At 62.8% G+C, this 23,691-nt stretch carries 18 protein-coding genes; 8 read left to right on the forward strand and 10 right to left on the reverse strand.

Annotated elements, in window-relative coordinates:
* Positions 1-8: 8 nt before the first annotated feature.
* The 3 genes from AKL28_RS02855 to AKL28_RS02865 all read left to right on the forward strand — a co-directional run bounded on the left by AKL28_RS02855 (position 9) and on the right by AKL28_RS02865 (position 4,398).
* Positions 9-1,745: a ClcB-like voltage-gated chloride channel protein gene (locus AKL28_RS02855; protein ID WP_050466534.1), complete on the forward strand. Its 1,737-nt coding sequence runs from the start codon at positions 9-11 to the stop codon at positions 1,743-1,745.
* Between the two features lie 261 nt (positions 1,746-2,006).
* Positions 2,007-2,894, forward strand: coding sequence for a 23S rRNA (adenine(2030)-N(6))-methyltransferase RlmJ (locus tag AKL28_RS02860; RefSeq protein ID WP_050466535.1), 888 nt, complete (start codon positions 2,007-2,009; stop codon positions 2,892-2,894).
* 154 nt (positions 2,895-3,048) lie between these two features.
* The gene (locus AKL28_RS02865; RefSeq protein ID WP_050466536.1) at positions 3,049-4,398 is read left to right on the forward strand and encodes an EAL and HDOD domain-containing protein; all 1,350 of its coding nucleotides are present in this window, start codon (positions 3,049-3,051) and stop codon (positions 4,396-4,398) included.
* Positions 4,399-4,563: 165 nt separating this feature from the next.
* Here the strand turns inward: AKL28_RS02865 and AKL28_RS02870 are convergent, their stop codons facing one another.
* Together AKL28_RS02870 and AKL28_RS02875 are read right to left on the reverse strand one after the other, a co-directional pair.
* Positions 4,564-5,199, reverse strand: a complete 636-nt coding sequence (locus AKL28_RS02870; protein ID WP_050466537.1) for a hypothetical protein — start codon at positions 5,197-5,199, stop codon at positions 4,564-4,566.
* A 22-nt stretch (positions 5,200-5,221) separates the two neighbouring features.
* Positions 5,222-6,109, reverse strand: a complete 888-nt coding sequence (locus tag AKL28_RS02875) for a methylglyoxal synthase (protein ID WP_050466538.1) — start codon at positions 6,107-6,109, stop codon at positions 5,222-5,224.
* 232 nt (positions 6,110-6,341) lie between these two features.
* Here AKL28_RS02875 and greB point away from each other — a divergent pair, with 232 nt between their 5' ends.
* Complete coding sequence (gene greB / locus AKL28_RS02885) at positions 6,342-6,899, forward strand: transcription elongation factor GreB (protein WP_050466540.1); 558 nt, start codon at positions 6,342-6,344, stop codon at positions 6,897-6,899.
* Positions 6,900-7,026: 127 nt separating this feature from the next.
* Positions 7,027-8,367 carry a DUF3422 family protein gene (locus tag AKL28_RS02890; protein ID WP_050466541.1) on the forward strand — a complete coding sequence of 447 codons (1,341 nt, stop codon included), beginning with the start codon at positions 7,027-7,029 and terminating at the stop codon, positions 8,365-8,367.
* A gap of 29 nt (positions 8,368-8,396) precedes the next feature.
* On the opposite strand, the gene AKL28_RS23810 is transcribed toward AKL28_RS02890, so the two are convergent.
* Positions 8,397-10,928, reverse strand: a complete 2,532-nt coding sequence (locus AKL28_RS23810) for an aldo/keto reductase (protein ID WP_082221335.1) — start codon at positions 10,926-10,928, stop codon at positions 8,397-8,399.
* A gap of 14 nt (positions 10,929-10,942) precedes the next feature.
* Positions 10,943-11,884, reverse strand: a complete 942-nt coding sequence (locus AKL28_RS02900) for a glycosyltransferase family 2 protein (protein WP_050466542.1) — start codon at positions 11,882-11,884, stop codon at positions 10,943-10,945.
* A 26-nt stretch (positions 11,885-11,910) separates the two neighbouring features.
* Between AKL28_RS02900 and AKL28_RS02905 the strand changes: the two genes are divergently transcribed.
* Genes AKL28_RS02905 through AKL28_RS02915 form a run of 3 tightly spaced genes read left to right on the forward strand, consistent with a single transcriptional unit; the run spans position 11,911 to position 15,600 of the window.
* Complete coding sequence (locus AKL28_RS02905; protein WP_231602316.1) at positions 11,911-12,942, forward strand: WecB/TagA/CpsF family glycosyltransferase; 1,032 nt, start codon at positions 11,911-11,913, stop codon at positions 12,940-12,942.
* A gap of 47 nt (positions 12,943-12,989) precedes the next feature.
* The gene (locus tag AKL28_RS02910; RefSeq protein ID WP_050466543.1) at positions 12,990-14,396 is read left to right on the forward strand and encodes an undecaprenyl-phosphate glucose phosphotransferase; all 1,407 of its coding nucleotides are present in this window, start codon (positions 12,990-12,992) and stop codon (positions 14,394-14,396) included.
* 10 nt (positions 14,397-14,406) lie between these two features.
* The gene (locus AKL28_RS02915) at positions 14,407-15,600 is read left to right on the forward strand and encodes a GNAT family N-acetyltransferase (protein WP_169801799.1); all 1,194 of its coding nucleotides are present in this window, start codon (positions 14,407-14,409) and stop codon (positions 15,598-15,600) included.
* Between the two features lie 4 nt (positions 15,601-15,604).
* On the opposite strand, the gene AKL28_RS02920 is transcribed toward AKL28_RS02915, so the two are convergent.
* From AKL28_RS02920 to AKL28_RS02945, 6 genes are read right to left on the reverse strand one after another with little or no spacing between them, the layout of a single operon-like run.
* Entirely contained in the window at positions 15,605-16,357 is a 753-nt protein-coding gene (locus AKL28_RS02920) for a polysaccharide deacetylase family protein (protein WP_050466545.1), read from the reverse strand.
* Between the two features lie 15 nt (positions 16,358-16,372).
* Complete coding sequence (locus AKL28_RS02925) at positions 16,373-17,485, reverse strand: acyltransferase family protein (protein WP_050466546.1); 1,113 nt, start codon at positions 17,483-17,485, stop codon at positions 16,373-16,375.
* The gene (locus tag AKL28_RS02930; protein WP_050466547.1) at positions 17,482-18,924 is read right to left on the reverse strand and encodes a hypothetical protein; all 1,443 of its coding nucleotides are present in this window, start codon (positions 18,922-18,924) and stop codon (positions 17,482-17,484) included. The genes AKL28_RS02925 and AKL28_RS02930 overlap by 4 nt, the downstream gene beginning before the upstream one ends.
* A complete protein-coding gene (locus tag AKL28_RS02935) occupies positions 18,917-21,340 on the reverse strand; it encodes a glycoside hydrolase family 5 protein (RefSeq protein WP_050466548.1) in 2,424 nt (807 codons plus the stop codon). The genes AKL28_RS02930 and AKL28_RS02935 overlap by 8 nt, the downstream gene beginning before the upstream one ends.
* Positions 21,337-22,752, reverse strand: coding sequence for an O-antigen ligase family protein (locus tag AKL28_RS02940; RefSeq protein WP_050466549.1), 1,416 nt, complete (start codon positions 22,750-22,752; stop codon positions 21,337-21,339). Before AKL28_RS02940 ends, AKL28_RS02935 begins: the two co-directional genes overlap by 4 nt.
* Positions 22,736-23,689 (reverse strand): glycosyltransferase family 2 protein, encoded by a 954-nt coding sequence (locus tag AKL28_RS02945; protein ID WP_231602317.1) that lies wholly within the window; start codon positions 23,687-23,689, stop codon positions 22,736-22,738. The genes AKL28_RS02940 and AKL28_RS02945 overlap by 17 nt, the downstream gene beginning before the upstream one ends.
* Between the last annotated feature and the right edge of the window lie 2 nt (positions 23,690-23,691).

A 23,691-nucleotide genomic window follows, 5' to 3' on the forward strand; every position in this document is an offset into this window, starting at 1 on the left:
CGCTGGCAATGCGAGAAATCTGGCTCAAATACCGCCTGCGGGTGCTCAATGCGTGCCGCGTCTCTGAAAACCATTCGATGCTGCTGTGGGGAGCCTTGGCCGGTTTCGTCGGCGCGCTGGCAACCATCGCCTTTCGCGAAAGCATCGCGCTGCTGCAGTTGCTGCTGACCGGCCATAGCGGCAGTTTCGTGGAAATCGCCAAGGGACTGCCTTGGTACATGCGCATGCTGCTGCCGACGGCCGGCGGCATCGTGGCCGGCCTGTTCCTGGTGTGGGCCAAGCGCGTGCCGGCCGGCGCCGGCGGCGACTACATGGAGGCGGTGGCCATTGGCGACGGCGCCATTCCTGTGCGGCATACCCTGTTGCGCAGCATTTCCTCGCTGGCGACCATCGCTTCGGGCGGCTCCATCGGCCGCGAGGGCCCGATGGTGCAACTGGCGGCGCTGTGCGCTTCGCTGGTGGGCAAGTTTTCGCATTTCCCCGCATCGCGTCTGCGCTTGCTGGTGGCTTGCGGCGCCGCTGCCGGCATTACTTCAGCCTATAACGCGCCGATTGCGGGCGCATTTTTCATTACCGAAATCGTGCTCGGCTCCCTGGTGATGGAGAGTTTCGGTCCCGTGGTGGTGGCCTCGGTGGTGGCCAACATCACCATGCGCGAGCTGCCGGGCTACAAGCCGACCTATGAAATGCCGTTCTTCCCGGACGTGGCGGGTTGGGAAATCCTGCTGTTCGTCGTGCTGGGGGTGCTGGCAGGTTTGCTGGCGCCGCAATTCCTGCGCACATTGGAGTTTGGCAAGGCAGCATTCGGCAAGTTGCGCTTGCCGTTGCCGGTACGCCTGGGTGTGGGCGGTTTGCTGGTGGGCCTGATTTCGGTACAGGTGCCCGATGTCTGGGGCAACGGCTATAGCCTCGTCAATTCGCTGCTGCATACCGATTGGGTGTGGCATGCGGTGCTGACGGTATTGCTGGTCAAGATATTGGCGACCACAATCACGGTCGGATCGGGAGCCGTGGGGGGGATCTTCACGCCGGTGCTGTTCGTCGGGGCGGCGGTCGGTTTCCTGTTTGGCGATGCGGCGCAGGCGCTGATACCTTTTCATGTGTCGCAGCCTTTCGCCTATGCGATGGTGGGAATGGGGGCTTTCCTGGCGGCGGCGTCGAATGCGCCGTTGATGGCGATCCTGATGATTTTCGAGATGACCTTGAGCTATCAGGTGGTCTTGCCGCTGATGCTGTCTTGCGTGGTGGCCTATGTCGTCGCCCGCAGCCTGGACGGCCGCTCGATGTATGACATCACACTCAAGCGCCATCGCGATGCCGAGGAGCGCCTGCGGCTGCGCGGCACCCACATGAGCGAGCTGATCCGTCCCGCCGAAACGGTATTGAAGGAAGACGCCAGCATGGAGGACATGAGTGCGGTGTTCCTGAAGTACCCGGTTAAATATATCTACATCGTCGATGACGACGAGCGTTATCAGGGGGTGGTGGCGCTGCAGGACCTCACTTCTTGGCTACTGGACAAGAACGACGACGCAGACCGCAAGGCCAGGGATTTCCTGCGGCCCCATTTCCTGCATGAAGTGACGCCGGACATGTCGCTGGGCGAGGCGCTGCAGCTTTTCCTGGACCATCAGGGGGAGCGCTTGCCGGTGATTGCCAATGCCGAAGATCCCCGGCTACTGGGTGTTGTCTACAAGACCTCTCTGCTTGACGCTTATTTCCGGCTTGACCGCTCGGGTAATTGAGTCGCGTAAATTTCTGTTAAGCATTAACATGACGGCGTGCCGCCGCAAATACCTTATGTACTGCATATTCGCGCGTGATGCCGGCATGGGTAAAAAGATGGCCGGGTTGCTATCGCGAAGCGCTGTTTCTTTGTAACAATTACGTCCTGTGCGGTTTACTGGCATCGTATCCTTGCTAGAATGCCAAACGTTTCTTCTGCCGCACGATAGTCATTTTCCAACTCGTACGATTTCCATTTTTTATAAAGAGCACAATTCCCCATGCTGAGTTATCGCCACGCTTTTCATGCCGGCAACCACGCCGACGTCTTGAAGCACATGGTGGTGATTCAACTGATGCGCTACCTCGGGCAGAAAGATGCTGCCTACATGGTCGTCGACACGCATGCCGGCGCCGGCGTATATGCCCTCGATAGCGACTATGCCAGCAAGAATGCCGAATACGAGACCGGTATCGCGCAGTTGTGGGGCCGCAAGGACCTGCCGCCGGTAGTTCAGGAGTATGTCGATCTGGTGAGGGCGCTCAATCCCAGCGGCAAGATGCGCTACTACCCCGGTTCACCTTATTGTGCCGAGAAGGTCATGCGAGAACAGGACAGATTGCGCCTGTTCGAATTGCATCCCTCCGAAGTCAAGATACTCGAAGACAATTTCCGCAAGCTGGAAGCCCACGCACTGGCGCAAGGCCAGCGTCCCTCTGCGCGCGGCAAGCGCGTGATGGTGTATCGCGCCGACGGTTTCGCCGGACTCAAGGCGCTGCTGCCGCCGCCTTCGCGCCGGGGCCTGGTGCTGATCGATCCCCCTTATGAAGACAAGCGCGACTACACGCACGTAGCGCAGGTACTGGCAGATGCGCTGACCCGTTTCCCGACTGGCATGTATGCCGTCTGGTATCCCGTTTTGCAGCGTAATGAATCGCGCCAGCTGCCGGAACGGCTCAAGCGGCTGGGTGCCAAGAGCTGGCTGAACGTGACGCTGGCGATCCATGGCCCGGCTCCTGACGGCTTCGGTTTGCACAACAGCGGGATGTTCATCCTCAATCCGCCATGGACGCTTGAGCCGATGCTTCGGGAAGTCATGCCTTACCTGGTCGATGTGCTGGGCACCGATGATAGCGCCGGCTTTGTCTTGGAAGCGGGAGAGGCGTGATATGCTGGCACGCGGCCCGTTTTGTGATTTTCTGTGATTTTCTTCCGGTGACGTTATCCCAAGCGGCCGAAGCGATGTTGAACCGACATACAATGTACGGCATTGCCGAAAATAAAGAATCGTTACCACGCTTGGGGCACCTAAAATAAGAACCATGTCCGACCAGCCATCCGACCAATCCAACCCTGTGCACCACCACGCTCTGGATTTCTTCCTGGCCCGCCAGCCTATCCTGAATCGTGAGCAGGATCTGATCGGCTACGAGCTGCTGTTCCGTAGTGCCGCTTTCGGCCCTGCCAACGTGAAAGATGACGTCACCGCGACGGCTGCGGTGATTGCGCACGCGTCGGAACTGGGCTTGTCCAACGTTATCGGCAACCTGCAAGGCTTCATCAACGTCGATGCGGCGGTCCTGATGAGCGACTTCATCTATTTCCTGCCGACCGACAAGGTGGTGCTGGAGATTCTGGAAACCGTGAGGGTCACGCCGGAGCTGGTGGAGCGTGTGCGCGAACTGGTCAAGGCCGGCTACGTGTTTGCGCTGGATGACGTGGTGGCCGAGTCGGAAGAAATCGAAGAGCTGCTGCCATTGGTCAAGATCATCAAGATCGATGTCATGGAAGTCGATCCCAGCAAGTTGCTCAAGCTCTCCGTGCACTTCAAGCGCGCCCAGAAGGAGCTGCTGGCGGAGAAGGTCGAGACCCTGCAGCAGTTCAATGACTGCATGACGTTCGGTTTCGATTACTTCCAGGGCTATTACTTCGCCAAGCCCATGATCCTCCAGGGCAAGAAGCTGGAAGCCTCGAAGGTGGTGATCATGCACCTCCTGACGCTCCTGGTGCGCAATGTCGACAACGGCGAGATCGTGCGCTACATCAAGCGTGACGTGGCCTTGAGCCTGACGCTGCTGCGCCTGGTGAATACCCCTGTTTACGGCTTCCAGAAGTTCATCGATTCGCTGGGGCAGGCGCTGATCGTGCTTGGCCGCCGCCAGCTCAAGCGCTGGCTGCAGATCCTGTTGTTTGCCAATACCGACAAGAACAAGGTGCATACCCTGTCGCCGCTGATGATTCTGGCGGCCACGCGCGGCAAGATGCTCGAACTGGTCACTGCGAAGATCCGTCCGGGACGCCGCAAGATGTCGGAAATGGCGTTCACGGTCGGCATCATGTCGCTGGTGGACGCGCTGTTTGGCATGAGCATGGAAAGTGTCTTGCGCCAGATCACCGTCAGTACCGAGATACGCGAAGCACTGCTGCGCCGTACCGGCTTTTACGGGACTGCCTTGAAGCTGGTCGAGTGCACCGAGCAGCGCGAGCAGAACCAGGAAGAAATGCAGCAACTGCTCGAAGAGCTGGGAATGTCCGCTGACGATTTTTTCGAGGCGGAAAAATATGCCTTCGAGTGGGGCAACAGCATCTCCACCAACAATGTCGGCCAGGCGGCCGGCGTGCCGATGGCGCCGCCGCCGGATGGCTATGTTGAGGATGACGACGACGATTGACCGGTTGTTCGGTTCAGTTATTCGTCCCGGTGGGATTGGGACTGAACTGGATCTGAAGAAAAAGAAAAGGCCGCCAGTGCATTTGCATGGCGGCCTTTTCTTTTGCCGATCAATGACCGAGGTTCAACATTTCAATTCCGATAGGATGGCACGCCAATGCCGGTTTCAATTGGAACGGAATTTACGCCATTTCTTCATCCTTGCCACCAGGCGCCGGAACAGGCGCAGCAACCGCCCGCCCTCGGAGCGAGGCGACCCGGTCAGGCGCGCTTTCATGGCGTCGATGGCGCGGCGCGCCGTGCGCCGCAAGCTTGCGATCAATTTCTGGATTTGCTGCCAGCCGGGGCTGGCGTACAGATGGGCAATCATCCTGTCCTTGAACGCCAGGACCTTGTCATGCGCGCGTTGAAACCATCCCAGAGACAGCATGCTGCGGCGCGTGAGCGCGTAGATGCGGGCTACCAGCGCCGTGCCAAGTACCTTGGCCGTGAGGATGATGCCGAGGCCCAACGTGGGGTGGCCATGGGTGATGGAGAGCAGGGCGAGGATCTTGACCGGCAACAGCAACAGGGTCGGCGCCAGGAAAAACACCAGTGCGGCATAAGGCGAGAGCCGCTCTACCCAGCGCTGCAGTTTCGCCAGAAAAGGCCAGGAAGGGATACGTTCCAACACTGCCTGGGTAACGTCCCACAGCCATTCTTCCAATATCAGCAGCAAGGCCGCCAGGTAGATCAGCGGCGCCAGCAAGCGCCGTCGCCATCTTGACGGGCGGCGCGGGGCAGGAGGCGGTGGAATCGGCATGATATCGTCGGTGCAGGCCGGGTCAGACCTGGCGCGCGCCGATCAGCGACAGCCAGCGGTCGCCCCATTCGACGTCGCTCATGCAGGAAGCGTAGTCGGTCACGGTGCGCGCGGCGCGTTCCAGCAACTGGATGTCGGCCTCGTGCTGGCGCGCCACATGCGGGTCTTCCAGGAACAATACGCGGCGGCACTGCTGTTCAAGAATCAGTTCGGCGATCTGCGCGTCGCCGCCCAGCGGGCCGGAGAGGAAGGGCTTGACCCAATGACGTCCGGCTTCGCCCTTGATTTTCATGGCCAGTTGGTTGAGCTGCCCGCCGGTGGTGCCGGTGGCGCAGCGAAAGGCAAACTTGTCGAGCACATCGAAATGCTTTTCGGCCAGTGCCAGCATGCGCGGCTTCATCGCATCGTGGGCGATCAGCGCGATGCCTTCCTGCTCCAGCTTGAATCGGCTGTCCAGTGCCGGGTCGGGAGCGGCGCCGGTAGCGATGGACTCCAGCTCCAGCCATTCCTGGGCGCCGGCCAGCGTCGACAGGAAGGGCTTGCCGTGGATCACGCACTGGCGCTTGAGCGCTACCGCTTCAGGGAAGGTGGAGGAGGGATCGACCGGGTCGATCAGATAGATCACCGCATCCAGTGTGCGCTCGGGATCGGCATCCACCGTACGCGAGACCAGTTTCATCAAGCCGCCGTTACGTCCATAGGGGAAGCGCACCAGATGCGGGTAGCCGGGCAGCAAGTCCATCTGGCCGATGGCGTCGAGGGTGCGGCCGACCACGATCAGTTCCGGCTGCAGCGCTTCGATGCGATGGCGCGAACCGGTCAGCAACTGGACCAGTGCGGAGTCGGGGGCGTTCTGGTGGGCGCGGTTGGCAATCAGGCCGATGCGGTAACGGGGAGCAATGGAGGACATGGATGGTCGTTGGATGGAAACGGAGGCAAGAGGAATGGCGTTATCCGGGATTATCGCCGAGGGCGCGGGAAAGGGCGAGGGCCAGGCAAGAAAAGCCGGGAAAGGCCAGTACAGCAAAGGGGGCGTTTACTCCCTCAACTGTACCCTCGCAGCATTCCGCATCCGGCTACAATGCAGTTTAAGACAAGCCGTGCGCAGTGCGGCCGCAGCCCAATTGAACTGAATATTGCAGATGAACAAGGCCTTTGTAAAAGAATCCGATGGCGGCGACGACGATGACGAAATCGCCTTGCCCGCCATCCCGGCAGGCTCCAAGAATTACATGACGCCCCAAGGGCATCAGCGTATCAAGGACGAGCTGCTGCAACTGATCGACGTTGATCGCCCCGAGGTGGTGCGCATCGTGTCCTGGGCCGCGTCCAACGGCGACCGTTCCGAGAACGGCGATTACCTGTATGGCAAGAAGCGCCTGCGCGAGATCGACCGCCGCATCCGTTTCCTGACCAAGCGCCTGGATCTGGCCGAGGTGGTCGACCCCACGGTACACCATGGCAGCGACCAGATATTCTTCGGCGCCACCGTCACCTATGAAAACCAGCGCGGGGAAGCCCATACGGTGACCATCGTCGGTATCGATGAGCTCGATCCGCTCAACGGCAAGATCAGCTGGGTCTCACCGGTGGCGCGTACGCTGACCAAGGCGCGCGAAGGCGACGAGGTCGTGCTGCAGACGCCGTCGGGCATCGAACAGCTGACCATCCTTGAAGTGAGCTATCCGGCGCCGGAATAAGCGCGGGTATCTCGGTCGGGGCCGACATCCAATCACCAGCAAGACATAACGTACGCCGTTCCCGGCATGCTTTTCGCATGCGTGAAACGGTGGCAAGCCAGTATTCAACATCATCCGCGGGAAATCCATGTCTATCGTCTATGCCAGCCTGAACCATCCCCAGCGCGTCGTCCTGGCGGCCGAGGTGCATTCGCGCCCGTTCCTGCAACTGACCCAGTCCGAAACGCTGACGCATCTGGCCGTCTATGTGCGCGAGGAGGGCAATGGCAACCAGCACGCCAAGACGCAGCACGCGCTGCTGGAAGCGCTGTGCGCCCATTTTGGCGTAGTGGCGCCCGGCGCCGAAGCCAAGCATTTTTATCATGACTTCGGACGCTTCCGGCTTAAATGGGAATGCCATACCGAATTCGCCACTTATACCTTCGCGCAAGCCCATGAGGAGCCGGTTTCGACCGCAGAAGCGTTCGTCCGGGCGCCGCTGTCGCATATTCCCCAGCAATGGCTGCTGTCGCTGCAGGGCAAGCTGATGGTGGCTGCACACGTAGTGGTCGAGCCCGGCGCCGACGACCTTGCCGATACCGCGCGCAGCATGCAGCGCATCTTCGAAGGCAAGTTGATGAGTTCGAGCAAGGTCTTGCAGGGCGGCGAGATCTGGACCGATTTCCAGATCCAGTCTGATGGCTTTTCCCGTTTCGTGGTGCGCGACATCGACTTGCGCGAACTGCAGGGCGGCCGCCTCGCGCAGCGCATCCTGGAGATTGAAACCTATCGCATGATGGCCTTGCTGGGCCTGCCGCACGCCCAGCAATCGGGGCCGCTGCTGAACCAGATCGAAGGCGACCTGGCGGCATTGACCGCGGCCATGGTGCAGTCCGAGCAATCCATGGGCGGCACCCCCGAGGAGCATGCCGAGGACGAACGGATGCTGCGCAAGATCACCGGGCTTGCCGCACGTATCGAAAAACTGTCGCTGGAAAACAGTTACCGTTTCTCGGCGTCACAAGCCTACTTCCAGCTGGTGCAGGCGCGAATCGAGGAGTTGCGTGAGCAGCGTATTGAAGGCGTGCCGACTATCGGCGAATTCATGGAGCGCCGGCTGGCGCCTGCAATGAACACCTGCCAGGCGGTTGCACGCCGGCAGGAGGCGTTGGCCGAGCGCATTGCCCACACCAACGACTTGCTGCGCACCCGTATCGGGATCGTTCAGGAACAGCAAAACCGCCAGATCCTGCAATCGATGAACGCACGCGCCGCCCAGCAGTTGAAGTTGCAACAAGCGGTCGAAGGGCTCTCGGTTGCGGCGATCTCGTACTACGTGATCGGCCTGATCGGCTACGCCGGCAAGGCCGCCAAGGCAGCAGGCCTGCCGATCAATCCGGACCTTGCCACGGGCCTTGTGGTGCCGGTGGTGGCGGCTTGCGTGTGGCTGGGATTACGCCGCATGCACAGGGGACTGGACCGCCATTGACGAAGCTCCGGCGGCCCTGAACCTGGCCTTTATTCTCCGGCCAGGCCTGGCAGGCTGGCCAGTTGGGCGATCCGCTCCAGTTTGCGCGTGGAGACGATGATCGAACCGCTCGCGTTGCGGGCCAGGGCCTGGGTCAGCTTGACCGGCGCCGGCACCGCGCGCGTGGCGGCATCGGCCATATAGCCGTAGGTGAATTGCAGCGGGCGCTGGTGCGCCTGGAGCAAGTCTGCCTGATGCAGGCTCAGGCTGTCGCGTACCTGCACCAATTGCGCCAGCCCCGGGCTCTGTTCCAGCATGGCGGCAATGGCCGCTGCTTCCCCCGCGATGCCCCAGTAGCGGATTTTCCCGGCCAAGACCAGGCTCTCCAGCCAGCGCTGCCATTCATCCGAGGCGATCAGTTCCGGCACCGGCTCATGCAGGTAAAGGATATCGATATGGCCGCGCCGCAGCCGGCGCAGGCTTTGCTCCAGGCTGGCCCGGGCGCGCGCCAGCGACCAGTCCACGACAGGCTGGTTGAGGCTCTTGATGAACTTGCCGGCTACCTTGCGCAGCAGGATGTCCGGCACCTGGGGACTGGAGCCGGGAGGGCCGTAGAGGCCGACCTTGGTGGCGATCGTGATGTCTTGCAGCTCGCTGGCGGAAAGCTGGCCGAGGCTTTGTTCGGCCAGGCCGAAGCCGTAGTAAGGCGAGGTGTCGAAATGCGTGAAGCCGGCGTCGATTGCCGCGCGCAGCAAGGCCAGGCGCTGTTCCTGCTTGAACAGGTGGTGCAGGCTGGCGGTGCCGAAGGAAAAGCGGCTGACGGCCAGGTCGGTGCCGGGGATGGTGATTTTCTTCATGGGCGGAATGTGGGTATTGTCCTGTCCCGATGTTGGCAGCGGGAACGGATAAAACGAAGGGATGGCGCTGCGCTCCTGCGCTCCGCCGGCCAGGCGCGCGGCCTGGCGCACGCCCATCGCCACCGCGAGAAAGGTCGGGTTGGCTTCGCCGGTGGTGGGGAAATTGCTGCTCGATGCCACATGCAAATGCGCCACGCCGTGCACCGCGCCATCGCGGTCGACCACGCCGGCGCGGGGATCGGCACTCATGCGCGTGGTGCCGGTCTGGTGGAAGCCATCGGAAGCCTGTTCCAGGATATGGTCGAGGCGTTGTTCGGGCGGCCGGTGATAGGTGATATGACCCATGCCCGCCGCGCGCAGGTTCTGGTCCAGCACTTCGTGCGCCTGGAGCACCGATTCGGCATCGGCCGGCAGGTAGCGGAAGTCGATGTGCAGGCGCGGCCTGCCATAGGCATCCTGTTGCTTGGTCAACGTGACCCGGCTATCCGGATTGGGCAATTGCTCGGCGTGATAATTCAGTGCATAGGTGCCGCCCTCGTTGCGCAGTACGAAGCCCGGCTTGCGGGTCGGCGACAGGTAGCGCAGGTGCAGGATGTTGAATACGTCGGCGACGGCGCGCCAGGGCCGCCGCAGCACGTTCAGCACATGCGCGCCATAGCGGTATGGCGGAGGGCCGATGTGTTTCAGGCGGATCGCTTCGCTGAGCAGGCGGCGGCCGAGCAGCGGGACGGAGAGGGCGAGGAACACCAGTGACAAGGTCGGATTGCAGTGGCGCTCGTCGTAGAACGGCGGGTTGTCGGCGAAGAACGAGGTATTGAGCAGTTGCCGTTCGCGCTGCACACGTTCGGTCAGCGTGAAGCGGCGGCGCACATAGGTGCCGGTCGGGTCGAGCGAGAAGTCGAGCGCCGTGAAGGATTTCGGCTTGTTCAGCACCAGGCTGCCGATGCTGCCGAAAATATGCCCCATGTAATAGCCGCCGAGCGGTCCGCCCTGGCCACCGAACAGGCCCGGCATGTCTTGCGTCCGGCGCGCCTGTTCGGCCAGCAGCAGGCGGGTCGTCTCCAGCCCGCCGCAGGCCAGCACGTAATCGCCGGCATGGACTTCGATAGCTTGGTCGACATGCCGCACTTGCAGGCCGCGCAGGTGGATACCGCCGTCGGCTTGCGGTATCAGGTCCAGGCCGGTGACCGTCGCATCGAACAGGATATCGATGCCCGGTGTGGCCAGCGCCCAGCCGCCAAGCTTGGGCGCCAGCTTGGGCTGCTGTGACCAGCGCTCCAACTGCGAGAGCTCGATGTCCGGCATCGCGGGCCAGTCGGATGGCGAGCGGAACAGCGCCTTGCTGCAATCGAGGAATTGCGCCGCCGCCGGATACCAGGGCAGCAGTTCATCGAGCGCAATCGGCCACTCGCTGCCGGGCACGAAATCGCGCGGGGCGAAATCGATCGGCTCGAACGGCACGCAACGCCCGCCCCATAACCAGGAGCCGCCGCCCAGGCCGCGCTGTGTGGCAATCTCCATCGGAGCATGGCGGTGCGCATCGGTGATGTGGGCCCGGGCATGCTCCTGTCCAGTGTCGTCGCGCTCACTCTTTCCCGACTCCAGGAGCAGTACGCGCGCGCCGCGCGCCCGTGCTTCCAGTGCCATTGACAAGCCGACCGGGCCGGTGCCGACAATGCAAAGGTCGTAACAGTGGTCGGCGGTCAGGCCGGACAGAATTGCCATAAGGCACCCCCCGATTAGTTCTTTTTACCGAAAAAATGCTGCTTCAGACGCTTCATTTGCCATGCGCGCAGGTAGCGCCGGAATTCGGGGTTGTCGTAACGCGGCAGGCCGCGCAGCGCCGACAGGAAATAGCTGTAGATCATCAGCAGGCCGCCGATGACGACAGGCTTTTCGCGCATGCGGTTGATGCCGGTGGCGATCGCGTAGAGCGGGTGGTACCCCATATACCAGTTGCCGCGCCCCCAGCGCAGGCGTCCTTCGTAGATATGCTTGTCGGACGAGCCCATGATCCGGTGGTGCCACAGCCAGGCTTGCGGATCGTAGTAGCAGAAGGTTTTCCAGCCCTTCATCCAGGCCGTATGCACATCGATGCCATCCCATGACAGATGCTGCACAAAGCCGCCGATGTCCTCGAAGGCATCGCGCCGGTACAGTTTGAACTGGCCGGCGACTTGTTCATCGATATGGCTTTCCTCGATGTACTTGCCGTCTTCGTAGCGATAGACCTTGCCCGATACTGCCGCCAGCTTTGGGTCTTCGCTGAATTGTTGGAACATGTGTTCCAGGTAGTGCGGGCCGAACGACATGTCGCCATCCAGCTTGGCGATGTATTGGTAATCCTTGTTGAGGATGTGTTCGACGCCGAAATTGAAGGCCGCCACAACGCCGCCGCCCAACTTGCGGAAGCCGCGGTCCTGCCGGGGGACCAGCCGGATGAAGGGAAACTTCGCGGCATATTCGCGCACGATGTCGGGCGTCTGGTCGGTCGAACCGTCGTCCACCAGGATCCACTCCAGCGGCCGGTATGTCTGCGCGACCATCGAATCCATGGTCAGGCGGAGATATTGGGCCTCGTCTCTCACCGGCGAAATGATGACCAACGGAACGACACGCGGATTATCTGCCGGAGGCGCGGCAACCGGCTGCAACGCTTCTGCCTGTTGGAGAGCGTTCATGCGCGGGGAGCGGAAAGAGGAAATGGATGCATGGCAGTTTGCTATCGGGACGGTTTCAAGATTTTTTTAAAGTCCGGAAAATCGTGTTTTTGTCGGCATTTTCGAGAATTGCCGACGAAAAACATCATAAATTTATTCAACGAGCCATCGTTAGAATTGCTAAAATGATGTCAATTTTATACTATTTTATCGCTCGAAAAGCTTTTGGGAAAGCGATACGATCAATGGAAGGCATCAGTGCAATGCAGACACAAGCGGTGCCAGCGGGGCTGAGCACGACGGAATTTCCGACTGTACCCTTGTTCGGGCTGGATATCTGCGCGGTCCGCTTCGACGAGGCTGCCGACGCCTTGTTTGCCTACGCCAGCGCCGGCGCGCGTCCCGCCCGCGTGATCGTCACACCCAATGTCGACCATCTGGTACGGCTGCAGGATGCGTCCGCCGAATTCACCGAGCCGTATCGTGGTGCGGATTACATTTTCGCCGATGGCATGCCAGTGGTGTGGGCCAGCCGGCTCCTGGGTCGGCCCTTGCCGGAGCGCGTTACCGGCGCCGATCTGTTCCTGGCGCTGGCGCAGAAGGCGAGCCAGGCCGGGATGCCGGTCACTGTCATTGGCGGCATGCCGGGGCAGGAAGAGATGCTGCGCGCAGCGTTCGCACGCGTTTATCCGGGGATGCCGCTGGAGCTGTTTTGCCCATCGATGCAATTCGACCCGTTGGGTGCGGAGGGGATCGAAGCCCGGGACCGGGTCAATCGCCAGCGGCCCGGGATCGTCTTCATCTGCCTGGGCATGCCCAAGCAGGAGCGTTGGGCGTTCGCTTGGCAGCAGCAACTGGATGCGTCGCTGGTGCTGTGCGTTGGGGCCGCAATGGACTTCGCGCTCGGCTTCAAGCGGCGGGCGCCGCGCTGGATGCAGAAAGCCGGGCTGGAGTGGTTCTGGCGGCTGGCATCGGAGCCGCACCGCTTGTGGCGGCGCTACATCATGCGGGGATCGCGTTTCGTTGGCTTGCTGGCGCGGGAGCTGAAAAAAAACAGTAAAGGCAAGGCCGGCCGCTGAGCGGCATTCGAACCGGACCCGGAGGGTCATCACGACAGGAGTGGAACGTGGGTTTTTATCGCGATAACAACAATCACCATATCGCCTTGTTTGGATTTATCGTCGGTGCCGTTTATGCGGCCGCCATCGTGCTGAGCCTGATGCTGTGCGTGACGTTCTATGAGCCGGCACAGTTCGCGACATTCCGTTACATCGGCTTGCTCGGCATGATCGGCGGGTTCATCGTGTTCAGCGATACGCGCCGTTTCGAGATCAACAATGACGCTTGGGCGATCCACGGCATCGGCAGCATTTTCAAATCCTGGCTGACGGTGTATTTCTTCATCGTGCTGCTGGTCTACCTGTCCAAGACGGGCGAAGACTATTCCCGCATCGTCATGGCTTCCTGGCTGGTCGTCACGCCGTTCGCGCTGGTGCTGGCCTCGATTCTCACCCGTTACTGGGCATTGCGGCTCTACAACTCCAAGGAACAGCGCCGCACGGCGGTTTTCGTCGGCTTCAGCGAGGATGCACAGCAACTGGCCGGTTCCTTCAAGAGCGCCAGGATCCTTGGCATCAAGCCGGTCGGTTTCTTCGACAACCGCCAGGGAGTGCAGCGCATCGGCGATACCCTGCCGCGCCTGGGCGCGCTGAGCGATGCCTCGGAATGGCTGCGCAAGAACCCGGTGGATGTCGTGTTCATCGGCCTGGTGCATGTGCGCGCGGCCGACATCCTCCCCATCATCGATTCGCTGCATGACTCGGTGGCCTCGTTCTACTTCGTGCCGGAGTCCAAGCTGTTCGGCCTGGGCCATATCCAGTACGAAGAATTTGCCGGCGTGCCCGTGCTGTGCGCTTACGAAACCCCGTTCATCGGGCTGGCGCGCATCTTCAAGCGGCTGTTCGACGTGGTGCTGGCGGCGATGATCCTGATCTTGCTGAGCCCGCTGATGCTCTTGATCTCCATCGGCGTCAAGCTGTCGTCGCCGGGGCCGGTGATTTTCAAGCAAAAGCGCTATGGCGTGGGCGGGCAGGAAATAGTGGTGTCGAAATTCCGCTCCATGCGCAGCGACCTGCCGCCGGAAACCGGCGAGGTCAAGCAGGCAACCGTGGGCGATGTGCGCGTGACGCCGCTGGGCCGCATCTTGCGCAAGACCTCGCTGGATGAGCTGCCGCAGTTCCTCAACGTGCTGGAAGGCTCGATGAGCATCGTCGGCCCGCGCCCGCACGCGGTCCAGCATAACGAGCTCTATCGCCGCCAGGTGAAAGGCTATATGCTGCGCCATAAGGTCAAGCCGGGCATTACCGGATGGGCGCAGATCAATGGCTTCCGCGGCGAGACCGATACCTTGGAGAAGATGCAAAAACGCATCGAGTGCGACCTGTACTACATGCGGCACTGGTCGCTGTCCCTTGACCTGAAGATCATCCTGAAGACCGTCCTGGTTGTATTCAAAGACCAAAATGCGTATTGAGCCGGCTGCCATGCCGCTTGCCGTGCCCGGCCTGAACCCGGGCGCGTTGCAGGTACGCGTTTTCACTTCGCTGGAAGCGGCGCAGGCGCGCTGGGAGGCGGCCGAGCAGGCATGCGCCGGCTACGGCTTCCAGCGTTTCGCCTGGCTGGCCCATTGGCAGCGCCAACTGGGGCAGCGGCAGGGATGGCGGCTCGCCTTGACCGAAGTCTGCGATGCCGGCGGCAACACGCTGATGTTCATTCCTTTCGGCCTGCGGTCCCAGGCTGGCTTGCGTGTGCTGGGGCTGCTCGGCGGCGAAGTGACCGACTACAACGCCTGCCTGTTGCATCCCGACTTCGTCCGGCAGGTTCCCACCGGCCGCTGGGAAGCATTCTGGCAGGCGCTGCGGCCTGCGCTGCCGCCGTTTGACCTGGTGCGCATCGGCCGTTCTCCATTGCAGATCGAGCATCCCGCCAGCGGCGAGATGTTCGACAATCCTTTGACGTATTGGCCGCGGGACCGGGCCGCCTGGCAGCTCGAACGCGCTCATATCGCGACACTGGGCGAGAGTTTCGAGGCCTTCCAGAAAACGCGCAGCGCCAAGATGTTTGCCGATACCCGCCGCCAGCGGCGGCGCCTGGAAGAACTGTGCCCGGGAGGCGTGCGCATCGTCCTGCGGGCGGCCGGTGCGGAACAGGACGCCATCGTGGCTGCCATGGCACGCCAGAAGGCGCGGCGCTGGCGCGAAACCGGCAGCCACGACGTGTTCGCCGAACCCGGCTACCTGGACTTCTATCGGGGCTTGGCGGTCGATTGCGGGGGGACGGAGGGCTGGGTGCAGGTGTCCGCCTTGTTCGTCGGGGAAGACATCGTCGCCACGCATTGGGGCATGGCGCACGGGCGGCGTTTCTACTGGATCATGCCCGGTTATGAAGACGGCGAATGGGGGCGCTACTCGGTCGGCCGCGTATTGATGGATGCGGTGGTGCAGGATTGCATCGCACGCGGTTTCGCCTTGTTCGACCTGACCGTGGGCGACGAGGCCTACAAGGCGCAATGGGCCGACCATGAACTGGCGCTCGCCAGTTTCGAGGCCGGCGTCAGTTGGCGCGGCAAAGGCGTGGTGGCGTTGCGTCGCCTTTTGCGCGCCGCGAAAGAAAAAGCACGCAGCCATCGTGGTTTGCGCAACCTGGTGCGCCGCCTGAGCGGCAAGGCGCCGTTATAGCTTCTTATCCTGCCCGGGATTCCCAGTAATCGATCGCGGCGCCCACCGGCAATACCTTGCAGCCGGCATCGAGCGCGGCTTTCACCGCCAGCGCCAATTTCTCCGGGGCATAGCCGAAACGGCTGGGCGGATCTTCCACATCGTGCGTGTTGAGTACCAGCCAGCCTTTGCGGGCGGCGGTTTGGCCGACCAACTCTTCATAAGAAGGCGTCTCGGTCGTTTCGGCATACAGGCGGTGGGTCTGGATCGCATTCAGGTCGACCTCGCCGTAATGCGGGCCGCCGCCGGTGATGCGGCTGGAGCGGAAGCGCCGGCTGCAGATCCGTTTGGCGCCCAGCGCGTAGGCGCCGAACGGGTAAGCGAAATCCAGTCCTTGCAAATCCACACCCAGGTGCGCAAGAAAACGTGCATTGCGTTCCAGTTCCGCCGTGAGCCGGCAGGTGCCGAGGGTGTCGCAGCGGATGTGCGAATAGCTGTGGCAGCCGATTTCATGCCCGTTGGCCAGGAGCCGGCGCAGTTGTTCTTCGGAGTGGCAGGGCTTGCCTTCTTCCAATTGGCCGGTCAGGCCGCCGGCGACGTAGAACGTGCCGCGCACCCCATGCCGTTCCAATGCCTCCGCGCCGGCTTCGCAGGCTGAGGCCGGCACGTCGTCGAAGGTGAAGCTGACCACACCGGCCGGCCCGCGCAGGGGCAGCATATTGCGGTGGGTATGGCGGGCGAGCAAGCGGCTCAGGCGCAGTGCAATGGAGAGAGACATGGTGATGGGTTCGCGTCAGTCATTGACGATATGCGCGCCGAAGCGCTTGCGCAAGTTCATGAAGGGTTGCTCCAGGCCATAGTATGACGCTGTCGCCAACGCGAATGATAGTACCAGCGCCGTCAGCGCGAAGCCCATATAGTGCTGCAGGCCGATCCGGCCGACGCCGAGGCTGCCAGGCCCCCAAAGTATTTCGCTCAACACGATGGCGATAGGGTGGTAGAGGTAGAGCGAATAGGACCATGCCCCCAGCTTGCGGCCCGGCCTGGATTCCAGCGCCGCCGTCACCGGCTGCATTGCATGGGTGAAGCAGATCGCGGTGATCAGCGGCATCAGCGCCAGTCCTTGCAGCGAATAGCGCAGCGTGTCGCGGAAATGGTCGTTGCGGATCAGGAAGGAGGCCAGCAGCATCAGCACGCAAACCGCCTGCACCAGCTTGCCCGACGAGAAACGCACCCAGTGCTGCTGCGTGTCATTGGCCAGGATCAGCGTCAGCCACGCGCCGTAGAGGATGGAGTCGATACGGGTATCGGTGCCCATATAGATGCGGTCGCTGCTGGCGCCGGTGAAATGCAGGCCGCTGCGCCATAGCAGCACCGCCAGTACGCCCAGCCCAAGCGTCAGGGAAAACGTGCGCAGCCGGGGCGCCAGTGCGGCGCACAGCAGGGGGAACAGCAGGTAGTACTGCTCTTCGATCGACAGCGACCACAGGATGCTGAACGGGTCGAAGCCGTCGCGCCCTTGGCCGAAGTGGATGTAGATGCCGTAGTAGTTGGCGTAGTAGAACAGGGCCGAGGCGATCTTGCCCCAGGGGGTGATGCCGCCGTCGGCGTTGAAGGCCAGCGTGCCCAGAACGATCGCCGCCAGCAGCGCCGGGTAGAGCCGGAACGCCCGGCGCGCGTAGAAGTTGCCGATGCCGATGCGGCCCTTGGCCTCATGCTCGGCCAGCAGCAGCCGGGTGATCAGCATGCCGCTGATGAAGAAGAACAGCGTCACGCCGAAGCCGCCCGGAATCACGTGATTGAACCCCAGGTGCGCGAACAGCACCAGCATCACTGCGCAGGCGCGCAAGCCATCCAGGCCGGGAATGTAACCGTAGGCAGGCGTTGCGCCGGCAGGCGGCCTCATCGGAGATCCTCGATCTGTTGCCGGGCTTTGTTGTAGCCCATCGGGTTGGCGTCGGTATAGGAGCCGGAGATGTTGTCGAAGGTGTAGTTCAGGCTCATCTGGAAATAGCTGCGCGTGTAGTCGGCGCCGCCGCCCGACATGGTCTGCTCGCGCATGGCGTCGGCACGGAAGGCCAGGCGGCGGGTGATGTCGTAGTCGTAGCGCAGGCCGATGCGCAGCAGCTTGTCCTGGCCGCTGCCGGTGCCCTGGAGGGTCGTGACGCCGTTGTTGACGGAGAAGCTGTCGTATTTCTGGGATTCCAGCGACAGCAGCAGGGTGACGCGGGATTTCGGCGTGGCCTGCCAGACGTTGCGGCCCTGGATGCCGGTATTGATCACATACAGGCGGTTGTCTGCCTCCACGTTGGATTGCGGGGAGTGCCAGATGCGGCCGTAGAAGGTGCTCTTGCTGCTGTAGTGCCAGTCGATACCGAGTTCGGTCGACAGCAGCTTGCTGTTGCGCTCGGCGTGCGTATTGAACTGGCGCGAGATGGAGCCGAGATGGCCGATGAAAATGGTGTTTTCGGTGTAGCGCCAGGCAGTGTCGACGAAGATTTCCGAGTCGGTATAGCCGGAGTCGAAGTCGGTTACCTGGTTCAGGAAGGGCGTGGTGAGCGCCGCAACGGGGTCCGGGTTGGCGACGATGCCGCGCTCGGGGAACTTCACCTTGCTTTGGCGGAAGCCTCCCGAGAAAATCGATTTCCGTCCGGAGGCATAGCGCAAGGCAGCCTGCCAGGTGTTGCTGTTCATGTTGTACATCTTGGCCCGGTCCGGCACTTCATAGCTCAGCGTCTGCTGGGTGAAGGTGAACGGAAGGTCGAAGCGGTCCGAGAAGCGGTAGGCGACTTCGGCCTCGTCTTCGCGGATGTGCGGATGTTCCGGTTCCACGTTGGAGACCATGGCTGGATAGCTGATGGAAGTTCTGCCGCCGAAATAGTTGTACAGCCGGTCATCGATGCGATGGCGGATGCGGCCGCTCAGCCAATCGCTGAATTCCCAGGTGTACTGGGCTTCCACCTGTTTCTTCGTGTAGTTCAGGCTGCTGCCGCCGATGCCGGGGGTATCGGTCGGGCTGCTGCCGTAGTCGGAAAAGCTGCTGCCATAGTGCATCTTGGAGGCCGATGCGGTCAGCTGGAAGTTGGTGCGCTGGGTCGGCAGCGGCAGGAACAGCCCGAAGCGCAGGTCGGTGGACCACGCCGTATCGGTTGTTTTGAGTGAATCGGTACTGTTGTTGGGAAACAGGAACGGGTTTTCGATCCGATACCAGCTCACGCCCGTCTGCAATGCATACTCGGCCGTCGCATGCGCAGGCAGTGCGCCCGTTGCGGCCGCCAGCACGGCCAGCAGGCGCAGGCCGCCGGCGAGGCAGCCCGCTCGTGGCCATCTCCGTTGTTCACTCATCGGCGACCACCTCGTACCAGGGCGATGTCTCGGCGGCATCGGCTTGCATCAGGACCGTCAATATTCCGCCGGTCAGCGAGACCCGGTTGGCGCCCAGCGCCGCCATGCGCTTGCCGCTGCCGTCCAGCGGGTAGACGCTGGCACGACGCGCCTGCGTGCGCAGGCTGAGTTGCACCTGGCTGCGTTCCATCCAGACCGGCCCTTCGACATCGCGGGCGCCGGAGGGGCGGCCGGTGATGCCGGGGTCGGCTTCCAGCGTCACCCATTGGCTGTCGTTCTTGTAGCGCACGATTTCTTTCGGCCGTTGCGGCGAGGAACCGGCCTGGGTGCCGGTGACGGCCGCGGCCAGGCTGACGAGCACATGGCGCGAGGCTTCCAGCTTGCGGTTGTCCAGCGAGGTGATGACGATGCTGGCAAAGCCGCGGCTCTTGCCGACCAGGGAGGCCGACACGGCGGCATCACCGGCCTTGCGGGTTTGCAGGAAGCCGATGAAGGCGCGCATCTGGTCGGTGCGCAGTTCGATCATGCGTTGCAGCGGCGCATAGTCGAATTGGCCGTTGGGCGAGTGCAGCGTGGCGTTGGCGGCGATCGGCGTTTGTTTGCCCTGGGGCGTGCCGTTGACATCGATGGCGACCCGGGCCTGCGAGGCAAGTTCGGGCGTGACGCCGCTGGCCACGGCAAGGTGGGTGTCGAATGCGCCGATATCGCGCACCGAGGCGATCGCCAGCCGGGCCTGCTGCTGCAGCGGGACATTGACCTGGGTGGGCAGCGGCGCCACCAGGCCGCGGCGGAAGATCAGCGCGCTTTGGCCGGTCTGGGCGAATTTGCCCCAGTCGCCGGAAAGGGTGAAGGCCGACGGGGTGTCGGACCAGTTGTCGCCGTCCATGTAATCGAAGAAGAACAGGCCGTCCCAATCCTGGGCGGCGGCGATCGCCGCCATCAGCGGCTGGATTTCGCTGCTCTGGCGGTTGGGGAAGGGCTGGTTGAATTCGGAGACGACAAATGGTTTGCGCGCGTCGCGCCGCAGCGACAGGCCGAGGATACGCAGGACTTCGCCGCCGCTGGCCGCGCTGTCGCGCAAGCGCCAGTCGTAGCGGTCCCAGGATTTGCCGGGATAGTCGGGGTGGTCGATGTAGAAGTGCTCATCGATGTAGTCCATGCCGGCCTGCGAGTCGAAATTGAGCACGCCGCCGTAGCCCATCTGGGTGCCGGTCACCGGCACTAGGGGATCGGTCTCTTCATGCACCACGCGGCGCATGCGTTCGAAATAGGCGCGGTCGGTATCGGCCAGGAAATGCAGGAAGTCGCGCAGGCGCACGGCTTCCCCGGCATCGCTGGGGATGCCGGGATCGGCCGGGCCGAGCAGGCGGGTGGTCAGCGAGCGCAGCTTGCCGTCAAGCTTGTCGCGCCACTGGGCGATCTTGCTGGAGGCGTAGTCGGCATCGGTCGGCGTGAGCAGTGGCGGCGCAGCATCGCCGGAGCAGGTTTGCCAGGCGCCGCAGGCCTTGGCATAAGAGCCGTAGCGGCGCATGACCCAGGCTTGCCACTGTTTTTTCAGTTCCGGCTCATAGGCCTTGGGCACCGCGGCGCTCCATTCGCGCCGCTGCCAGGCGGCCAGCAGGGAGGACTCGTTGTTGATTTCGACCATCGCCAGCGCCGGGTTGCCGCGCAGGTCCAGCGCGCGGATCAGTTGGCGGGCATAGTCTTCCTGCAAGGCCACCATGCGCGGATAGTAGACGTGCACCGGCGCGCCCAGTTCGGTCTCTTGCGCCTTGTTGTCCAGCGGCGGCAACTGGTCGATGGCCGGGCGGAAACGGTAGCCCACGTGCAGGTTCAGGTTGACGTAGATGCCTTCCTGCTTGAGTACGCCGATGAAGTTGCGCAGGCGCGCCAGCGCGGCTGGGTTGAAGCTGGGATAGGGGCCGGGCGTGAGCAGGCTGCGCGGCGGATTGTCCTGGGTGCCGGGGCTGGTGTCCATGTGGTGCAGGCGCACCGCATTGAAGCCGAGCTTGCGCAGGCGCTTGGCCAGCCTGACGGCGTCGGCATCCGACGGGAAATTGGTAGCGAAGCTCAGGTTGATGCCATACAGCCGCACGCGGGCGTCGTCGCCGGTATTGGCACGGCCGTCGGGGCCGACGCGGTAGAAGTGGCTGCCGCGCACGAACAGGCGCGCGGCGTTGTCCAGCGGCTGGTTCAGGGCGGACTGGTCGGGCGCGCCGGACAGCGCATCCTGGTCGATGCCGAAGCGGTAGAACTGGATGCCGGCGTCGTTGCGCCGGAATTCGGGCATCTCGGCGGCCTGCGTATCGGCGCCGATCATGCCGGTTGGCGCCGCCACCGTTGTTGTTGCGACGGTGTGCCATACCCATGCAACCAAGGCCAGCCTGGCCAGGCGTTCGATATGCGCGCGTTTCATCGGGCGGGGCCTTTCATTTCCGGATGTTTTTCTGGGGCCTGTTCCAGCAATGCCTCCTGCTGCTGCGCCAGTCGCTGCCTGTCTTCTTCGGCCTGCCGGGCCAGCTGCATCCGGTGCACCGTCAGGCGCGCCGAAATGGAAGTGGACGAATAGAGGAAGAAGATATTCTGGAACAGCACCCCGCGGAACACTTCGCTTTCCGAGAGGTTGCTGATCAGGATCAGGATCAGCATGGCCCAGTGGATCGCGGCTTCTTCGCGGTCGAAGGTGGTCAGCCGGACCAGGCTGATGATGTGATAGACGAAGACCAGCGCCATCAGGCACAGGCCGATGATGCCAAGTTCGTTGAAGATGTCCAGGTAGCCGTTGTGCGCCTGCAGCGGAATCCAGTGCAGGATGTCGATGATCGATTGCGACGGGCTGCCTTCGCCCAGCCAGAACGCGCCGTAGCCGATGCCGAAGATCGGGTGCTTGTTGATTTCCAGCACCACCAGGCGCCAGATGTCGGTGCGGCCGGTGAGGTCGGTCGATTTGTTGAAGATCGCAGTGATCGGCGACAGCAGTTCGTCGATGTCGGGCAGGCGGCTCTCCAGGGTATAAAACACCAGCAGGGCGAGCATCACCGCCATCGCCAGCACCAGCACGATGCGGCGGCTTTCGAACTGGCCGGTCAGGTAGCGCTTGCGCACCACCATGTAGATGGCGCTGCCCAGCGTGGCGACCAGGATGGCGGTGCTGCTCTTGGCCATGATCAGGATGAAGGACGCAAACAGCATGCCGGTATAGCACAGGGCGCGCGGGAACACCTGGCCCAGGCTTTCCTTGAGCCAGAACACGACGCACAGGCCGGCGATCGCGCCCAGCGTGTTCTTCTGCGTCATGATGCCGCGCCAGGCGGCGCCCAGTTCGTAATCGACGCCGATGCTGGGGATGGCCAGCGCCACCACGAAGGAGATCACCATGAGTACCATCAGCGTGCCCAGCATGGTACGGATCAGTTGCTGCCTGCCGCCCACCGGCGGCGAAATGGCGATGCCCACCAGCACCAGGCCGACGAGCTGGGTGACGCGCTTGAGCGTGACGACCGGGTAGGGCGACCAGAGCATCGTCAATGCGCAATAGGCGATCATCAGGATCAGGAAGGGATTGAGGTGGAGCACGTGCCGCCAGGTCCATTCCCGGTTGCGCCAGGCCAGCATGGCGCCGATGGCGAACAGCGAGCCGAATTCGATCTGGAAGATCAGGGAGCCTTCCACATAACTGCCCGAGGGATCGGTATTGCCCCAGTTGAAACCGGGCGGCAGCAGCGCGAACGTCATGCTCAGGACGATCAGCAGCCGCACCACGAACGGGTCGATGTTGCCGAAGGCGGACGGGCGCGCCGTGTAGAGGGGGTCAATTGCCGTATTCATGGTAGCGGTGCCCGATCAGGGCGCTGAGTTTGCCGCACTGGGCGGATGCGGCGCGCAGCCAGCGCACGGCCTTGATCCGGGAGAACGGCAGGCAGGCAAGGCAGAGCCCGGCCGCGACAACAAACTGGGCGGCGGCGCGCAGCCCCAGCCAGCCGCCGCGCCAGAAGCGCCCGAGCGGGGACAGGCGGGCGATTTCCGACAGCACATAGGTCTGCCCGAGCCGGTAGGAGCGGCGCAGCAGCCAGGGGAGGTTGGCGCGTTGCAGCGGCACTTCCTCGCTGACCGTGGCTTCGTCGCACCAGATGAACACGGCGCCGTGCGCCAGCATGTCGCGAAACAGCATGGTGTCTTCCGCGCCCGTACGGCCGAACGCCGTGTCGAACGGGCCGGCTTCCGGGGTCGGGCTGACGGCCAGCATCTTGCTGCGGCGGATCAGCACATTGCCGGTGCGGGCGTCATGCGAGGTGATGGGTGCGCCGGTGGCAAAGCGCGGGCGGTTGAAAAAGCCACCCCGGCGAATCCAGGCCGGGGTGCCGTCCAGGTAGCGCGGCAGCACCGGCGCGAACACGGCATCGGCGCCGAAGGCGCGTTGCGCCTGCACCAGTTTGCGGACCCAGCCTTCGCCGGGGGCCTCGTCGTCATCGATGAACAGGACCCATTCGCCGCGTGCTGCATGGACAGTGGCATTGCGCGCGGCGGCGATGTTCGGCACCGGGACGTGCAGCGCGCGCAACGGCAGCGGCAAGCGGGCCTGCCACGCGTCCAGCACCGGGCGCGCGGATGCGCCGGGGTCGTTGTCGGCCACTATCACTTCCAGCGCCAGGCCGTCGCGGTCCTGTTCGCTCAAGGCTTGCAGCAACAGGTCCAGCAATTGCGGCCGGCGGAAGGTGCAGATGCAGATGCTGATGTCGATCGGGGCGTTTGCCGTCATGTCCATGG

It is taken from the genome of Herbaspirillum chlorophenolicum (genome assembly GCF_001189955.1).
Taxonomy (GTDB): domain Bacteria; phylum Pseudomonadota; class Gammaproteobacteria; order Burkholderiales; family Burkholderiaceae_D; genus Herbaspirillum; species Herbaspirillum chlorophenolicum.

Bases quoted from the DNA above. Each gene is read 5' to 3' on its own strand.
- AKL28_RS02890 (WP_050466541.1), top strand. From the start codon at position 7,027: ATGTCTATCGTCTATGCCAGCCTGAACCATCCCCAGCGCGTCGTCCTG.
- AKL28_RS02935 (WP_050466548.1), bottom strand. From the start codon at position 21,340: ATGAAACGCGCGCATATCGAACGCCTGGCCAGGCTGGCCTTGGTTGCA.
- AKL28_RS02940 (WP_050466549.1), bottom strand. From the start codon at position 22,752: ATGAATACGGCAATTGACCCCCTCTACACGGCGCGCCCGTCCGCCTTC.
- AKL28_RS23810 (WP_082221335.1), bottom strand. From the start codon at position 10,928: ATGGCAATTCTGTCCGGCCTGACCGCCGACCACTGTTACGACCTTTGC.
- greB (WP_050466540.1), top strand. From the start codon at position 6,342: ATGAACAAGGCCTTTGTAAAAGAATCCGATGGCGGCGACGACGATGAC.
- AKL28_RS02860 (WP_050466535.1), top strand. From the start codon at position 2,007: ATGCTGAGTTATCGCCACGCTTTTCATGCCGGCAACCACGCCGACGTC.
- AKL28_RS02925 (WP_050466546.1), bottom strand. From the start codon at position 17,485: ATGAGGCCGCCTGCCGGCGCAACGCCTGCCTACGGTTACATTCCCGGC.
- AKL28_RS02905 (WP_231602316.1), top strand. From the start codon at position 11,911: ATGCATGGCAGTTTGCTATCGGGACGGTTTCAAGATTTTTTTAAAGTC.
- AKL28_RS02865 (WP_050466536.1), top strand. From the start codon at position 3,049: ATGTCCGACCAGCCATCCGACCAATCCAACCCTGTGCACCACCACGCT.
- AKL28_RS02945 (WP_231602317.1), bottom strand. From the start codon at position 23,689: ATGGACATGACGGCAAACGCCCCGATCGACATCAGCATCTGCATCTGC.
- AKL28_RS02855 (WP_050466534.1), top strand. From the start codon at position 9: ATGCGAGAAATCTGGCTCAAATACCGCCTGCGGGTGCTCAATGCGTGC.
- AKL28_RS02930 (WP_050466547.1), bottom strand. From the start codon at position 18,924: ATGAGTGAACAACGGAGATGGCCACGAGCGGGCTGCCTCGCCGGCGGC.
- AKL28_RS02920 (WP_050466545.1), bottom strand. From the start codon at position 16,357: ATGTCTCTCTCCATTGCACTGCGCCTGAGCCGCTTGCTCGCCCGCCAT.
- AKL28_RS02870 (WP_050466537.1), bottom strand. From the start codon at position 5,199: ATGCCGATTCCACCGCCTCCTGCCCCGCGCCGCCCGTCAAGATGGCGA.
- AKL28_RS02900 (WP_050466542.1), bottom strand. From the start codon at position 11,884: ATGAACGCTCTCCAACAGGCAGAAGCGTTGCAGCCGGTTGCCGCGCCT.
- AKL28_RS02915 (WP_169801799.1), top strand. From the start codon at position 14,407: ATGCCGCTTGCCGTGCCCGGCCTGAACCCGGGCGCGTTGCAGGTACGC.
- AKL28_RS02875 (WP_050466538.1), bottom strand. From the start codon at position 6,109: ATGTCCTCCATTGCTCCCCGTTACCGCATCGGCCTGATTGCCAACCGC.